The following is a 15,188-nucleotide window of genomic DNA, read 5'->3' as shown; positions in this document are numbered from 1 at the left end:
GGTTGCCCCCAGCACCGGCACCGACCGGAAAGGAGTCCACGTGCGCCCCTATCTCGACAAGATCGCCCCCGAGGCGTGGCAGGCCGCTTCGACCTTCTCCGCATCGATCGCGGACGCCGCGACGCGGCTCGGGCTCACCCCCGCGGAGGCGGAACTCATCAAGGTACGCGCCTCCCAGCTGAACGGCTGCGCGTTCTGCCTGGATCTGCACTCCCGCGGTGCGCGCGAGGCGGGCGTACCCCAGCAGAAGCTCGATCTCCTGCCCGCCTGGCGCGAGACCCCGATCTTCGGCGAGCGGGAGGCCGCGGTGCTCGCCGTCGCCGAAGCCGCCACGCGGCTCCCGCTGAGCGAGGACGCGCAGGCGGACCTGGCCGGCGCCCGCAATGTGCTCGGCGACGAGACCTTCGTCGCGGCCGAGTGGGTCGCCTCGGCGATCAACGCGTTCAACCGGATCTCGATCCTGAGCGAGCACCCGGTGCGCCCGCGCGACGACGCGGGCAAGCTCATCCGCTAGACCGGACCCCGAAGAATCGCACTCAGTGCACGCTGCGCGCACTATGCTGCACTCATGGATACGGGAGCAGAGTCCCTCGCGCGCGCCATCGGCGTGCGCGTGCGGCAGGAGCGCAAGACTCGCGGCTGGACCCTCGAACGCCTGGCCGAGGCGGCGGGCGTCAGCCGCCGCATGGTCGTCAACGTCGAGCAGGGATCCGTCAACCCCAGCGTCGGCACGCTGCTGCGCCTGAGTGACGCCCTCGGCGTCGGCCTGCCCGCGCTCGTCGAACCGCCCGCTCCGCGCGCCGAGCGGATCACCCGCAGCGGCAAGGGCGCCGTACTCTGGACCGGGCCGAACGGCGGCACGGGCGTACTGGTCGCCGGCACCGAGCCGCCCCACGTCGTCGAGCTGTGGGACTGGACCCTGATGCCCGGAGAGAGCCACTCGGGCGATGCCCACTCCGCGGGCACCCGCGAGCTGCTGCAGCTGCACGTCGGCGAGCTGCTCGTCGAGATCGGCGGCCGCGAGTCCCGGCTGGGCCCGGGCGACGCGCTCAGCTTCTTCGGTGACGCGCCGCACCGCTACGCGAACCCCGGCGACGCGCCCGCGCGCTTCTCGCTGTCCGTCTTCGAGCCCGGCGTGGGCATGCAGCGAGCGGCGGGCACCGCATGACCCGGCGACTCTCCCCCGCGCGCGTTCCCGCCTGGTCGATGGCGGTCACCGCCATGCTCATGATCCAGGTCTCGAACGCGCTCTCGGTCGGAATCATCGACGTGGTCGGCCCCGCGGGCACCGCCTGGCTGCGCATGTGCTTCGGCGCGGTGTTCCTCGTCTGCATCGCGCGCCCGTCGCTGCGCGCGGTCCGGCGCGCGGACATCCCGAAGCTCATCGCCCTCGGCGTCGTCACCGGATTCATGACCGCGTCCTTCCTCGCGGCGGTCGACCGGATCCCCCTCGGCACCGCGGTCGCGATCGAGTTCCTCGGCCCGCTGACCGTGGCCGCGCTGACCGGAAAGCACCGCCGTGCGCTGGTCTGGCCCGGGCTCGCGCTCGTCGGCGTCGTGCTGCTCACCGAGCCGTGGCACGGCCGGATCGACCTCATCGGTGTCGCGTTCGCCCTCACCGCAGCGCTCTGCTGGGCGCTCTACAACGTGCTGACGCAGCACGTCGGCGACCGCTTCTCGGGCATCAGCGGCCTCGCGCTCACGATCCCGATCGCCGCGGTCGCGACCGCGCCGTTCGGCATCCCCCAGGTGGTCGGCGGCGAGTTCAGCTGGTGGGTGCTCGCGGCCGCGGCCGGGATCGCGTTCATCACCCCGGTGATCTCGTTCGGGCTCGAGATGCTGGCGCTGCGGCGGATGACGCACAACGCCTTCGGCACGCTGCTCTCGATCGAGCCCGCTTTCGGCGTGCTGACCGGGATCGTGGTGCTCAGTCAGACGCCGAGCCCGATGCAGATCCTCGGCATCGCCCTCGTGGTCCTCGCCGGCGCGGCGGCGCAGCGCGGCGGCGCGAGACCGCCCGCGGCGGGCACGGCCTGATCCGCGCCCCCTCCGCCCGCATCTTTCCCCGAACATTGGAGCAGTGATGAGCATGTTCAGCGGCCTCAGCGCCTTCCCCCTCACGCCCCTGCGCGACGACGCGCTCGACGAGGGCGCGTTCGTCGGGCTGGTCGGGCGCCTGCGCGACGCCGGCGTCGATTCGATCACCGCGCTCGGTTCCACCGGCTCGTACCCCTATCTGGATCGCGCCGAACGCGCCCGCGTCGCTCGGCTCGCCGTCGAGCACGCGGCGGGCACGCCCGTGTTCGTCGGGGTCGGCGATCTGCGCACCTCGCGGGTGCTGCACCGCATCGACGACGCCGAGGCCGCCGGGGCGTCCGGCCTGCTGCTCGCGGCGATGAGCTACCAGCGCCTCACGGACGACGACGTGTTCGAGCTGTTCCGCACGGCGACGGAGCACACCGAGCTGCCGGTGATCCTCTACGACAACCCGGGCACCACGCACTTCTCGTTCTCGATCGAGCTCATCGCTCGCGTCGCGGCGCTTCCGGGGGTCGCAGCGGTCAAGATCCCGAGCGTCCCGGCCGATCCGGCCGCGGCGCAGGAGCGGGTCGACGCGGTGCGGGGCTCGATCCCCGCGGGCGTCACCATCGGCGTCTCGGGCGATGCGTCCGCGGCGAACGGCCTGAACGCCGGCTGCGACGCCTGGAACTCGGTGATCGCGGGCACCCTGCCCGCGCCGGCGCTCGAGATCACGCGAGCCGCGCAGGAGGGACGCCCCGCCGACGCGGTCGCGGCCTCCGAGCGCCTCGCCCCGCTCTGGAACCTGTTCACCGAGTTCGGCGGCAGCATCCGCGTGGTCGCGGCCATCGCAGAAATGCTCGGCCTCGTCGGCGAACGCTCGCTGCCGCTCCCCCTGCAGGGCCTCACCGCGCCGCAGCGGGCGCGGGTCGCCGAGGTCGTGCGCGGGCTCGGGCTGACGGCGTAGGCCGGTCGGGCCCGCGCCGCCTCGCCTGCTCGCGAGAATCCCGACGTCTCGAAAGCCTCACCGTGCGCAAGACCCCCGCGAGAGCGGGGGTCTTTTCTTTGCGCTCCGCGAGCGGCGTCCCGGCCTTCCACCGGGCGCAACATCAGATGCCATCGGAGATCCCGCTTCACAAAAATGGGTTTTGGTGCAATATTGACACTTTTGTTGCCAGGGAGACTGAGTCTCGCGAATACTATCCATGTCGCTCGAACTGAGCGCAGACAATATTTGGAATGAGAATTCCAAGACCAAACAGAAAGGATCAAATATGCCGACCACGAACATTAGCGGCTCTACTCCGGCGAACGGCGCAGTGACGAATTACACCGTCTCGCGAGCATTCAAGGCGAGTTCGTCAATCAAGGTGACCAGCCTGACTCGACCGAGCGGCGGATACCCCGGATATGATGGCGATCCGAATGCTCGAATTCGCATCGGACTGGTCAATAGCGCAGGCACCCAGGTCGCCGTAGTCGAGGTACCCAAGAAGGACCTCAACAAGGCCATCAGCTTCGGGAACGCAGCCGGCTCGTACAAGATCGCCGCTCGCTATCTTGGTGGCGGGCTGCACGGGGGGCCCTCTGCCGATTGGGCCGCAGTCCTCACCCACTAGCGGCGAGAAGTGAGGCCTCATCGAGCCCCTGACCGGAGCGCGACCGAGGCCTCACTCCGCCCCTTCAGCCCAACACCCCCCCTTCGAGCGCGAGCCGCATTCTGCAGTCGACGCCCGCCAGCCGCCATCAGAACGCCCCCGGACGCATACCGTCACGCATCGAGATTGCAAATATCCGGGGGCAGGAAAGAACATCAGCACTCAGACACCGACTGGACCCGTAGCGATTCAGTGGTCAACGCCGCACAATCCATGAAGGATAAAACATCACGACCGACCCCTGGGTTCAGCGCACACAAAGCTGACTGAACACAACCTACGGAACTCACGCACAGTGGGTCAATATCGATGAAAACGGGAGAACCGGTTAGCCCACCATGGAGGCCCTCACAAGAGCCCTTCAGATCGAACTCGGAATCACAACACTGTCGCCAGCATTCGATCCAACGACTCTCGCAGAGTTGACTGCGCAATATGGAAGCATCGGCATCGGTCAGCACACTGGATCGAACATTGTAAAGATCATCCAAGGTGGCGCCTATTGCAAGGGTTTCAACACCTGAGCGGTGCCGACCGTCTGCCGCCCGAAGTTCTGTGCGAGCGCAGACTCACTCGCTACTGTCACGTTTGGGAGGCAGGGCGGAACCTCATAGGCAGCGAAGCGCCAGGCCTGCCGCCAGAATTTGAAGGCCTGACACACGAGAAAACCCCCGCCGGAGCGGGGGTTTTGCTTTGCTGGGATACCAGGACTCGAACCTAGAATGACGGTACCAGAAACCGTAGTGTTGCCAATTACACCATATCCCAATGGCGAGATTCCGAAGCCCGGAGGACTGCGGCACCGAGAGACAACTCTACATCGAACCTCGGCAAAGTTCAAAACGTGGTCGCCCGGGCGCGCCTCGACGCGGGATACTGGAGCGGGACGAGCTCGGAGCGCCCGCTCCCCCGCTCGCACGACCAGAGGAGCCACCCGTGATCGATCGCTTCGGCAACGTCATGATCTACGTCACCGACCCCCGCACTGTCGCCGACTTCTGGGTCGGCACCGTCGGCTTCACCGAGCTCTCGTCGCAGGAGCTGGACGGCAAGACGCTCTCGGTCGAGATCGCGCACACCCCCGGCTCGGAGGCGGCGCTCACCCTGTTCGACCGCGCCGTGGTCGCCCAGATGTCGCCCGAGCTCGACCTCGCGACCCCGTCGATCCTGTTCGCGAGCCGCGACGTGCGCGCCATGCGCGATGCGCTCGAAGCGCAGGGCGTCACCGTCGGCCCGATCGCCGAGCACGGCGGGCAGACCACGTTCAACTTCGCGGACCCCGAGGGCCACTACTTCGCCGTTCGGGAAATCGCCGACTAGCTGTAGTTCCCAGTGAGGTTGTGGACACGATCTGACGGCGTCAACCCACCAAGCCCGGTATGGGGTCGGTGATGATTGTAGTGATGCAGCCAGGCGTCGTACGTTGAGGCTCTCGCGGCCTCACTGGTGTACACCTCCGCATACGCCCATTCCTGCGCGAGCGTGCGATTAAATCGTTCCACCTTGCCGTTGGTCTGGGGCCGGTACGGGCGAGTGAAACGATGCGTTACGTGCGGGCCGAGTGCCTGCGCGAAGACGCGCGAGCGGTAACACGACCCGTTATCGGTCATGACTGCAGTCACCTGCACGCCCGCATCCGCGAAGAAATCCCGCGCTCGTTCCCAGAACGCTGCCGCGGTCTCTTGCTTCTCATCGGTGAGGATCTCTGAGTAGGCCATGCGCGAGTAATCATCAACGGCGTGATGCAAGAACGCATACCCGAGGCCCCGCTTCTGGTTATTCCGGTTCCCGATTGTGCGGCCGAACATGCGATGCCCGCCACCATTCGGGATCCGGCCCAGCTTCTTGATATCCACATGCACCAGCTCGCCCGGAGCACTCTTCTCATAGCGCACGACCGTCGGCTTTCGAACCGGTAGGCCGGTCGCCTGATCGATGTGAGTAAGTTTCGGCATCCCGTACCGGGCGAGGACACGTTCAATCGTGGAGCGTGGGATACCCAGGTGGTAGCTGATGCGGTGTGGCCCCCACCTGCGCGTGAATCGGAGAGAGATGATGCGATGCTCCCGCTTTCGCGGCAACCTGGCCGGCGAGTAGTGCGGGCGTGAGGAACGATCCGTGAGCGCTTCGCCGCTCCGATACCGGGCCGCCCATTTCGTTGCCGTCGCTGGCGATACCTGGAAGCGTTCAGCCACACGCCGAACCGGCCATCCGTCTTCAACGATCAGCGAGGCCAGGCGTCGGCGTCCGATGGGGGTGAGTGGTGCGTTAGCGTGGGACACGAAGACCTCCGGTTAGGTGTGTGAGTGTGGTAACCCACATCCTGCCGGAGGTCTTCATTTTCCTCTCACGTGTTCACAACGTCCCGAGAAACTACAACTAGCGCAAGACCGCCGACTCACGGGAAACCGCGACCCACACGAATCACCGACGGGTGTCGGTGCGGGCGAGGAAGGGGCCGCCGCTCAGCATGAGCCGCGGCCCCTTCCCGCGTCGGGGTGCCGCCGCAGCGCCTCAGATCAGGTCGTCGACGGCGATCTGACGGATGCCTTCGCTGTGCAGCACGAACTGCGCACGGATCGGCAGCCCGCCGTCGGCGGTCGCCGCCGAGAAGGCGCGCGCCCAGCTGAGGTCGGCGTTCGAGAACTTCGCCGGCCCGCGGCGTTCCCACACCAGCACGAGCGATTCCGCACCCACCATCTTGGCGATTTCGCCGATGCGATCCCACAGCACATCGATGATCGGGTCGTCGGCGCGGCCTTCGATCTCGGAGGGGTCGTCGGGGCTGATCGGGTAGTCGTCCATCGGCATGAGCGGACCGACGATGCGCCGCGTGCCGTCGAGGAAGATCAGCCAGAACTGCCGCTGGTTGGCTTCGCGGAGCAGGAGGCCCAGGACCTCCTGAAGGGCGTGATCGGTGGCGAGGACGCGTTCCGGGTCGAGCCGGGAGTCTGAAGTTCTCATGCCTTCGACTCTGCCGCCCGGTCGGCGGGTGCGGGGCACGATCCGGGAATCTGTGGATGGATCGCGCTTGTGGAGGGCGATACCCCTCCGATTCAGCTCCGCCTCAGCCCCGCCTCAGCTCTCGACGGGATCGGCTCCAGGGCTATCGAGCGAATCGATGTACCGCAGCACGATCCCCTCGCGCAGCGCCCACGGCGAGATCGTGAGGGTGTCGACCTCGAACACCTTCATGGCCGTGCGCAGCACGACCGCCCCCGCCATGATCTGGTAGCCGCGCTCGGGCGTGATCCCGGGCAGATACTCGCGCACCGACCCCGGCATCTCGCGAAGCGACGGCTCCCACTCGCGCAGACCGACGTAGTGCAGGGGCGCCAGGTCGCCCGTGATCGGGTCGGACGGGCCGCCGATCAGACGCGCGAGCGAACGGATCGTCTTCGAGGTGCCGACGACGCGCTTGGGGCGCGGCCGCTCCGAGAAGAGCTCCTCCCGCACCCGGGTGAACTCGGTCCGGGCGTGGGCGCGCAGCAGCGAGACGGCCTCCCGCGGCGGCGGATCCTCGGCCAGGAAGTTGATCGTGGATCGCCCGGCGCCGAGCGGCAGCGACACCTGCACGTCGGGGTACTCGTCGGCGCCCTGCGCGATCTCGAACGAGCCGCCGCCGATATCGAACAGCAGAATCTCGCCCGCCGACCAGCCCAGCCAGCGCCGCACGGCGAGCATCGTGATCCGGGCCTCGTCCTCGCCGGTCAGCACCCGCAGCCGGATCCCCGTCTCGCGCTCGATCCGGGCGAGCACCTCCTCGCCGTTCGCCGCCTCGCGGATCGCCGAGGTGGCGGTGGCGATCAGATCGTCGACGCCGATCTCGGCGACCGTGTCGCGCGCCTCGCGGATCGCGTCGACGATGCGGACGACGCCCTCCTCGACGATGGCACCGTCGGAATCGAGGTAGCGCATGAGGCGCAGCACCGAGCGCTGCGAGTGGTACGGCACGGGGCTCGCGCCCGGGTGCGCGTCCACCACCAGCAGGTGGACGGTGTTTGATCCGACGTCGATCACTCCGAGGCGCATGTCGAAAGCATAGTGCCGCCGCCGTCCGGAATAGCGCGGGGCGGATCCGGGTTGCACCCGCGGTGCCGATGCGCGCGCATCGCACGGTTCTCGAAAGGACTCCCATGCAGATCGCACTCTGGATCGTCTCCGGCCTGCTCGCCGCGCTCTTCCTCATGGCCGGCATCGCGAAGATGTCGACGCCGAAGGAGAAGCTGGCCGAGAAGATGGCCTGGGTGAACGACTACTCCCCCGCGGGTGTGAAACTCGTCGGACTCGCCGAGGCCCTGGGCGGCATCGGCCTGATCCTGCCGCAGCTCACCGGGATCCTGCCCGTGCTGACTCCGCTCGCGGCGGCCGGCCTCGCCGTGGTGATGGTGCTCGCGATCATCTGGCACGTGCGCCACGACGACGCCAAGGCCATCGGCATGAACATCGCGCTGCTCGCGGCCTCGCTGTTCGTCGCCGTGTTCCGCTTCATCGGGCTCTGATCGGGCGACCCGGGCGACCCGGCCGACCCGGACGCCCTCGGGCGATCCTCGCGCGCTACCGCGCGGGGACGCCCGAGGGGCCGCCGATCTCGCCCATCTCCCCGGGCGGAGCGGAGTCGTCCGCGTCGCTCAGCGCCTCGCGCTTGGTCTTCACCCAGGACCGGACCCCGAACAGCTGCCGGAACAGCGCTCGGTAGACCACCGGGTAGATGATCCAGGAGTAGATCAGGTAGCCGTGCGCGATCAGCAGGTCGACGAGGATGTCTCGCACTCGGCGCCCGTGGCGCGCGTGCAGCACGCCGATGATGCCGGGCACCGCGGTGAACAGGTAGAAGAGCACGGCCATGATGATGGTCCAGTGCGGTCGCACCTGCCCGGTGATGAGGAACACGATGCTGAGCACCACCGAGAGCCCCACCCACGCCTGCACGATCGGCGTCGCGAGGTACCAGAGCTGGCTCAGCTTGGCCATGATCCCGTGCGATCGGTCGCGCAGCACCGCCCCGGCGAGGTCGATCACCTGCCAACCGCCCTGCGCCCACCGTGTGCGCTGCCGGTAGAGCATGCGCAGCGAGTTGAGCCCCTGCTGCGAGACGGTGATGCTGCGGGCCTGTTCGCCGCGCCAACCGGCGTGCAGCAGGCGGAGCCCGATGTCCTGATCCTCGGTCAGGCGGCCCGCCCGCCAGGGGCCGAGGCGTCCGCGGTCGTCGCGCACGGCCACGCTGTCGAGCGCCGCGAGCCGGTTGAACTGGCCGTTGCCGCCCATGTTCGCCGTGCCCCACGCCATCCGCCCGCGCTGCAGCAGGTTGCCGAACACCCCGAACTCGACGTCCTGAGCCCAGGTGAGCGGGGTCGTCCGGTTGTAGATGCGCACGAGCGACTGTACACCGCCTACCTCGGGATCGCGGAAGTGCCAGCTCACGCGTCCGGCACGCGGATCCAGGCGCCCGTCGGCATCGACGATCGTGAAGATCACTCGCTCGACCGGCCAATCCGCCCACCGGCCGGTCCGCAGCACCCGCTCGTGCAGGTGCCGCCAGGCCGCGTTCAGCGCCTCCGATTTCCCCTCGCGGGCTTCGGGCGGCACGCGCGTCAGCACGGTGAGCTCGGGCAGGTCGAGTCCCGCGAGGATCTCCCCCGTACGGTCGTCGGATCCGTCGTCGATCACGAGGATCACCCGATTGCGCACCTCCACATCGGCCAACCGTCCCACGGAGTCCGCGATCGTCACCTCCTCGTTGAGCGCGGGCACGACGAACACCCAGAGGAAGTCAGACTCGTCGAGCTCCGGCAGGTCCCGATCGTCGTCGCGCTCGCGCCGCCCCTCGCTGCGGGATCGGTTGCCGAGGACCAGCGTCGACAGCACCGAGACCAGGATCAGCGCCAGCGCGACGACGAAGACGGGCTGGCACCACGGGGGCGAGCCGTCGAACAGGTGCGCCATGGCGTAGGCCGTGCGGTCGATCTCGTCCTGCAGCGAGGCGGGTGCGACGACCACCGGCAAGAGCAGCGCCGGGCCGACCCCGCCGCTCACGCGCCGCCCCCGATCGGATCCGGGAGTCCGAGGCGGCGGCGCACGCCCGCGCGCACCTCCCGCTCACGCGCGCTCATCGCTCCGGGATCATCGCTGAACACCGCGTCGAGGATCCTCGCGATCCGTTCCGACGCGGTGCCGTCGCCATAGGGATTGCGCCGGGATCCGCGCTCGGCGCGCATCGCCGGGTTCTCGATCAGGGCGCTTCCCTCCGCCAGGATCCGCTCAGGATCCGTGCCGACGAGCACGAGCGTCCCCGCTTCGACGCCCTCGCCCCGCTCCGTAGTGTCCCGAGTGACGAGCACGGGGGTGCCCAGCGCCGGCGCCTCCTCCTGCACTCCGCCGGAGTCCGTCAGCGCGAACAGCGCCCGATCCATGAGGTGCGCGAATGCGACGTAGCCGCGCGGCTCGACGAGCCGCGCGTTGGGCAGGTCCGCGAGCGCGGCCTGCAACGGACGGCGGGCGACGGGATTCGGGTGCAGGGGCACCACGAAGCGGACCTCGGGGAACCGCTCGGCGAGCGCGCGCACGCCCGCGGCGATACGGTCGAGACCGCTCCCCCAGTTCTCGCGGCGGTGCGCGGTGACGAGCACGAACGAGGCGTCGGGATCCGCGGTGAGATCCTCGAGGCCCGGACCGAAGTCGAGCGGCTGCCGCGTCGCCCACTCGAGCATGTCGATGGAGGTGTTGCCCGTCACGACGATCCGGTCGTCGTCGATCTGCTCGGCCAGCAGGTTCTCGCGATTCGTCCCGGTCGGCGCGAAGTGCAGGCCCGCGATGCGCGAGATGAGCTGACGGTTGCCCTCCTCGGGGAACGGCGACAGCAGGTTCGAGGTGCGCAGCCCCGCCTCGACGTGCACGACCGGGAGCTGCAGGTTGAACGCGGCGAGCGCCGCCGCTGCCGCTGAGCTCGTATCGCCGTGCACGAGGCAGGCGAGCGCCCCGTCCGGGCCGCGTCGGCCGTCGGAGCGGTTGCGCTCGGGCACGGCCTGCACCCGCCAGATCCGGTCGATCCCCGTGATGACCCGGGCGACCATCTCGTTGAGCGTGGGCCGCCGGTCCTCGCCCGAGTCGGGATCGCGCACGGGATCCGCGACGCGCAGGTCGGCGTCGATCCGCTTCCCCTGCGCTTCGAACAGCTCGCGCACCATCTCGGTGTGCTGCCCGGTCGAGATGACGACCGGGCGGATCCGGCCGCCGTCGTCGAGCGCCCGGATCACCGGGATCATCTTGATGGCTTCCGGCCGCGTCCCGACGATGACGAGCACGCGCCGCAGTCTCTCTTCGACCATCGGTCCCCCCGGATCCGCCCGCGGCGGTCGGATCCGCGGTTGGAGATATCTTCACGCGTCCGTGCTGCGCTGCCAAGGGGGTGCCGGGAATCTCGCAGCAGGTGCATAGGATCGCGTCCGGGTGTGCAACGCGTCGTTCGCGGTGCTGAGGCGCGCGCTGCGCGGGGTCAGACTCCCGACAGCGGCCCGACGCGCTCCACGCGGATCACCGGTTCGCCCTCGGACTCGGATTCGCCGAGGTCGACGACGCCCTCGATCGCCCAGTCGCGGTCGCCCGCGGGGTCGAGCAGCACCTGGCGGAACCGCCAGACCCCCTCGCCCACGGCCTCGGATCCGCGATCGATCTGCAGCAGGTTCGCTGCGCGCGCGTCGGCATCGACCCCGATCTCCTCGTACTCGGTGAAGTACCCGTCGAGCGCATCGCGCCAGCGATCCTCGCCGAAGCCGCCGGGCCCGTCGAGCTCCGCGAGCTCGTCGTAGCGTTCGAAGGCGGCGGCCTGGACCCGGCGGAACAGCGCACCGCGGATCATGACCAGGAAGGCCCGCTCGTTGCCGAGCAGCGATCGCATGGCCGGGGGCGCGACGGGGCCCTCCGCGGAGGCGCGCTCCGCGGCCTCGTGAGCCGCCGCATCCGGGTGCGCGAGTTCCTCCCACTCGTCGATCAGGCTCGAATCGACCTGGCGGACGAGCTCGCCGAGCCAGTCGATCAGCTCGTCGAGCTCCTCGGTCTTCGACTGCTCGGGCACCGTCCGTTCGATGGCGCGGAACGCGTCGGAGAGATAGCGCAGCACGCCGCCCTCGGCCCGGCCCAGCCCGTAGAAGGAGACCAGGTCGCGGAATCCGAAGCCGCGCTCGATCATGTCCCGCACCACGGTCTTGGGGCTCAGCCGGTAGTCGCGCGCCCACGGCACCTCGGCCGTGTAGGCCTCGTAGGCCTCGTCGAGCAGCTCCTTGAGCGGCTGCGGGTGCGTGATCTGCTCGAGCCGCTCCATCCGCTCGTCGTACTCGATGCCCTCGGCCTTCATCGCCGCGACCGCTTCGCCGCGGGCGCGGTGCTCCTGCGCGCGCAGGATCTGCCGCGGATCTTCGAGCGTCGCCTCGATGATCGAGATGACGTCGAGCGAATAGGTCGCCGAATCGGGATCCAGCAGCTCGATTGCGGCGAGCGCGAACGGCGACAGCGGCTGGTTCAGGGCGAAGTTCGCCTGCAGGTCGATGGTGAGGCCGAGGAGGCGCCGGGTCTCGCCGGTGGCCGGGTCGACGTGCTCGCGCACCTCGACGATGCCGCCGTTGCGGAGGGTGCGGAAGATCTCGAGCGCGGTGCGCGCGTGCGCGAACTGGGCGGCCCGCGGCTCGTGGCTGTCGAAGATCAGCATCTGCATCGTGTTGAGGGCCTCGCCCTCCCACTCCTCGCCGCGGCCGATGACGCCGAGCACCATCGAGTGCGTGACCCGCATGCGGCTGACGAGCGGTTCGGGTTCGGACGCGATGAGCTTGTCGAGGGTCTGCTCGCTCCACGCGACGAAGCCCTGCGGCGGTGCCTTCTTCTTGACCGGCTTCGCCTTCTTGCCGCCCTTGCCGTCGGCCGCCTTCGCCGCGGCCTTCGCGACCGCGCGGGCGTTCTCGATCTCGTGCTCGGGCGCGAGCGCGATCACGTCACCCTCGGTGTCGTAGCCGGCGCGGCCGGCGCGACCGGCGATCTGGTGGAACTCGCGGGCCGAGAGGCGGCGCATCTTCTCGCCGTCGAACTTGGTCAGCGCGGTGAGCACGACCGTGCGGATCGGCACGTTGATGCCGACTCCGAGCGTGTCGGTTCCGCAGATGATGCGGAGCAGGCCGCGCTGCGCGAGCTGTTCGACGAGGCGCCGGTAGCGCGGCAGCATGCCCGCGTGGTGCACGCCGATGCCCGAGCGGACGAGCCGCGAGAGCGTCGTGCCGAACCCGGTCGAGAAGCGGAAGTCGCCGATCGCGGCGGCGATCTCGTCGCGCCCCGCGCGATCCACGATCCTGATCGAGGCGAGCGCCTGCGCCTGCTCGACCGCGTGCGACTGATTGAAATGCACGAGGTAGGCGGGGGTCTCGCGATCGGCGATGAGCTGCTCGACGACCTCGTGCACCGGCGCGACCTCGTAGCTGAAGCTCAGCGGAACGGGGCGTTCGACGCCGGTGACCAGCGCGGTATCGCGATCGGTCGCCTCGCTCAGGTCCGCGGCGAGCGCGGTGACGTCGCCGAGCGTCGCCGACATCAGCAGGAACTGCGCGTCGTGCATGAGCAGCAGCGGCACCTGCCAGGCCCAGCCGCGGTCGGGGTCGGCGTAGTAGTGGAACTCGTCCATCACCACCTGGGTGATGCCGCCGGCCTCCGGGTTGTCGACGTCGCGGTCGCGGATCGCGAGGTTCGCGAGGATCTCGGCCGTGCAGCACAGGATCGGGGCGTCGGCGTTGATCGCGGTATCGCCGGTGACCATGCCGACGTTCTCGGCGCCGAAGATGCCGACGAGGTCGAAGAACTTCTCGCTCACGAGCGCCTTGATCGGGGCGGTGTAGACGGTCCGCCGGCCCTCGGCGACGGCGATGAAGTGCGCGCCGATCGCGACGAGCGACTTGCCGGTGCCGGTGGGGGTCGCGAGGATCACGTTGCTGCCGAGGGTGATGCCGAGCACGGCCTCCTCCTGGGCGGGGTAGAGACTGAGGCCGCGCTCCTCGAGGGCCCACTCCTCGAACGTCGCGAACGCCTCCTCGGCGTCGCCGCCGTTCTGACGCACCTCGGTGAGGGCCTGCTGCAGGCTCATGTGTCGGAATTCTCCTTTTGGTCCGGTGCGGACGGCACCGCCGCGGACGTCGACGGCTCGAGCTCGGCGAATCTCGCCTGCATGGTCGGGTTGCCCCGCGTGAGCCTCTTGATCGTAACGCCCTGAGCCTTGTCGTTCGCGAGGCGCAGGTTGTTCTCGGACTTCAGCAGGTTGTCCTTGACCTTCTGCATCTCGGCGATCGACGTGTCGATGCGTTTGATCGCCTCCTGGAACTGCCGCGAGGCGAGGTCGTAGTTGCGCCCGAACGCGTCCTTGAAGGTCTCGAGGTGATCCTCGAAGTGGGTGATGTCGATGTTCTGCGCGCGCACCTGCTCGAGTTCGGCCTTGTACTGCAGCGCGTTCAGAGCGGCGTTGCGCAGCAGCGTGATGAGCGGGAGGAAGAACTGCGGCCGGATCACGTACATCTTGGGGTAGAGATGCGAGACGTCGACGATACCGGCGTTGTAGAGCTCGCTCTCGGGCTCGAGCAGCGAGACGAGCACCGCGTACTCGCAGCCCTTCTCGCGGCGATCCTTGTCGAGCTCCTTCAGGAAGTCGGTGTTCTTGTGCTTCGTGGCGGTCTCGTCGGCCTCGTTCTTCATCTCGAACATGATCGAGACGACCTCGATGCCCGTCGCGTCGAAGTCGCGGAAGATGTAGTCGCCCTTGCTGCCGGTGCGGGCGTCGTTGTCCTTCTCGAAGTAGGCGTTCGGGAACGCCATCGCCCGGAACTGGTTGAAGGTGTTCTCGCAGTGGAGCTCGAGCGTCTCGCCGATCATCTTGGTCGAGAGCCGCGCCTTCAGGTCGCGCAGCCGCTCGATCTGGTCATCGCGATCCTTCAGCTGCACCGCGAATCGTTCCTGCATCGACTTCTCGGCGAGCTCCTTCTCGAGCGCGGCCCGGTCCAGTCCGTTGCGCAGTTCGTCGCGCTGCTTCTCGACCGCGCCGACGGCCTCGCTCACCGCGAGCTTCTGCGCGAGTTCGGCCCCCGACACCCTGGCCCGCAGCTCGGTCAGTTCCTTCTCGAGCGCGGCGCGCGCCTCGGACACCGCGAGCTGCCGCGCGGCCTCACCGGCGTCGACCTTCGCCCGCAGCGCCTGGATCTCGGCGTCCTTCGCCGCTTCGGCCCGCTGCAGGTCGCCCGCGGCGCGCTCCCCGGCGAGTTCGAGGGCGTTCGCCTTGTCCTGCTCGGCGAGTTCGAGCCGCTCGTGCAGCTGCCGTTCGAACTCGGCGTCGCGCACCTGCTTGAGGATCTCTGCGTACCCGGCCTCGTCGACCGTGAACGCCTTGCCGCAGTGCGGGCACTTGATCTCGTGCATCGCGCCGATCCTTTCTCGCGGGTGCCATCGGGCGGGACGCGTCCAGCCTGGCAGATCCCTCCGACATCGGAC

The 15,188-nt window shown here is 68.8% G+C and carries 14 protein-coding genes and 1 tRNA gene; 7 read left to right on the top strand and 8 right to left on the bottom strand.

All coding sequences use genetic code 11. The annotated features are described in order from the left end of the window. The first annotated feature begins 40 nt into the window (after positions 1-40). The 5 genes from ABD169_RS07130 to ABD169_RS07110 all read left to right on the top strand — a co-directional run bounded on the left by ABD169_RS07130 (position 41) and on the right by ABD169_RS07110 (position 3,638). The gene (locus ABD169_RS07130) at positions 41-514 is read left to right on the top strand and encodes a carboxymuconolactone decarboxylase family protein (protein ID WP_344030964.1); all 474 of its coding nucleotides are present in this window, start codon (positions 41-43) and stop codon (positions 512-514) included. A 54-nt stretch (positions 515-568) separates the two neighbouring features. Beyond that, on the top strand, positions 569-1,168 hold the full coding sequence (locus ABD169_RS07125; protein ID WP_344030962.1) for a helix-turn-helix domain-containing protein: 600 nt from the start codon (positions 569-571) through the stop codon (positions 1,166-1,168). After that, on the top strand, positions 1,165-2,037 hold the full coding sequence (locus tag ABD169_RS07120) for an EamA family transporter (RefSeq protein ID WP_344030960.1): 873 nt from the start codon (positions 1,165-1,167) through the stop codon (positions 2,035-2,037). The genes ABD169_RS07125 and ABD169_RS07120 overlap by 4 nt, the downstream gene beginning before the upstream one ends. Positions 2,038-2,089: 52 nt before the next feature. Beyond that, entirely contained in the window at positions 2,090-2,986 is an 897-nt protein-coding gene (locus tag ABD169_RS07115; RefSeq protein WP_344031653.1) for a dihydrodipicolinate synthase family protein, read from the top strand. 238 nt (positions 2,987-3,224) lie between these two features. Then, complete coding sequence (locus ABD169_RS07110) at positions 3,225-3,638, top strand: hypothetical protein (RefSeq protein WP_344030958.1); 414 nt, start codon at positions 3,225-3,227, stop codon at positions 3,636-3,638. A 735-nt stretch (positions 3,639-4,373) separates the two neighbouring features. Here ABD169_RS07110 and ABD169_RS07105 read toward each other — a convergent pair. Then, a tRNA-Gln gene (locus ABD169_RS07105) sits at positions 4,374-4,445 on the bottom strand. 168 nt (positions 4,446-4,613) lie between these two features. Between ABD169_RS07105 and ABD169_RS07100 the strand changes: the two genes are divergently transcribed. Further along, positions 4,614-4,997 carry a VOC family protein gene (locus ABD169_RS07100; protein WP_344030956.1) on the top strand — a complete coding sequence of 128 codons (384 nt, stop codon included), beginning with the start codon at positions 4,614-4,616 and terminating at the stop codon, positions 4,995-4,997. Here ABD169_RS07100 and ABD169_RS07095 read toward each other — a convergent pair. The 3 genes from ABD169_RS07095 to ABD169_RS07085 form a co-directional block, all read right to left on the bottom strand. Continuing rightward, complete coding sequence (locus tag ABD169_RS07095) at positions 4,994-5,959, bottom strand: IS481 family transposase (protein WP_344030954.1); 966 nt, start codon at positions 5,957-5,959, stop codon at positions 4,994-4,996. The two genes, ABD169_RS07100 and ABD169_RS07095, sit on opposite strands and share 4 nt — an antisense overlap. 232 nt (positions 5,960-6,191) lie before the next feature. Then, complete coding sequence (locus ABD169_RS07090; RefSeq protein WP_344030952.1) at positions 6,192-6,641, bottom strand: hypothetical protein; 450 nt, start codon at positions 6,639-6,641, stop codon at positions 6,192-6,194. Between the two features lie 114 nt (positions 6,642-6,755). Continuing rightward, entirely contained in the window at positions 6,756-7,709 is a 954-nt protein-coding gene (locus ABD169_RS07085; RefSeq protein WP_344030950.1) for a Ppx/GppA phosphatase family protein, read from the bottom strand. A gap of 104 nt (positions 7,710-7,813) precedes the next feature. Here ABD169_RS07085 and ABD169_RS07080 point away from each other — a divergent pair, with 104 nt between their 5' ends. Further along, positions 7,814-8,179 carry a DoxX family protein gene (locus ABD169_RS07080; protein ID WP_344030948.1) on the top strand — a complete coding sequence of 122 codons (366 nt, stop codon included), beginning with the start codon at positions 7,814-7,816 and terminating at the stop codon, positions 8,177-8,179. A gap of 55 nt (positions 8,180-8,234) precedes the next feature. On the opposite strand, the gene ABD169_RS07075 is transcribed toward ABD169_RS07080, so the two are convergent. The 4 genes from ABD169_RS07075 to ABD169_RS07060 all read right to left on the bottom strand — a co-directional run bounded on the left by ABD169_RS07075 (position 8,235) and on the right by ABD169_RS07060 (position 15,116). Then, positions 8,235-9,713 (bottom strand): glycosyltransferase family 2 protein, encoded by a 1,479-nt coding sequence (locus ABD169_RS07075; RefSeq protein WP_344030946.1) that lies wholly within the window; start codon positions 9,711-9,713, stop codon positions 8,235-8,237. Next, on the bottom strand, positions 9,710-11,005 hold the full coding sequence (gene wecB, locus ABD169_RS07070) for a non-hydrolyzing UDP-N-acetylglucosamine 2-epimerase (protein ID WP_344030944.1): 1,296 nt from the start codon (positions 11,003-11,005) through the stop codon (positions 9,710-9,712). The genes ABD169_RS07075 and wecB overlap by 4 nt, the downstream gene beginning before the upstream one ends. A 167-nt stretch (positions 11,006-11,172) precedes the next feature. After that, entirely contained in the window at positions 11,173-13,797 is a 2,625-nt protein-coding gene (locus ABD169_RS07065) for a DEAD/DEAH box helicase (RefSeq protein WP_344030942.1), read from the bottom strand. Next, the gene (locus ABD169_RS07060; protein WP_344030940.1) at positions 13,794-15,116 is read right to left on the bottom strand and encodes a DUF2130 domain-containing protein; all 1,323 of its coding nucleotides are present in this window, start codon (positions 15,114-15,116) and stop codon (positions 13,794-13,796) included. Before ABD169_RS07060 ends, ABD169_RS07065 begins: the two co-directional genes overlap by 4 nt. Between the last annotated feature and the right edge of the window lie 72 nt (positions 15,117-15,188).

The organism is Leucobacter iarius, assembly GCF_039530105.1.
In the GTDB taxonomy this organism is placed as follows: domain Bacteria; phylum Actinomycetota; class Actinomycetes; order Actinomycetales; family Microbacteriaceae; genus Leucobacter; species Leucobacter iarius.
Note: the sequence above shows the minus strand (reverse complement) of the source record. Positions and strands in the feature narration are given on the sequence as shown.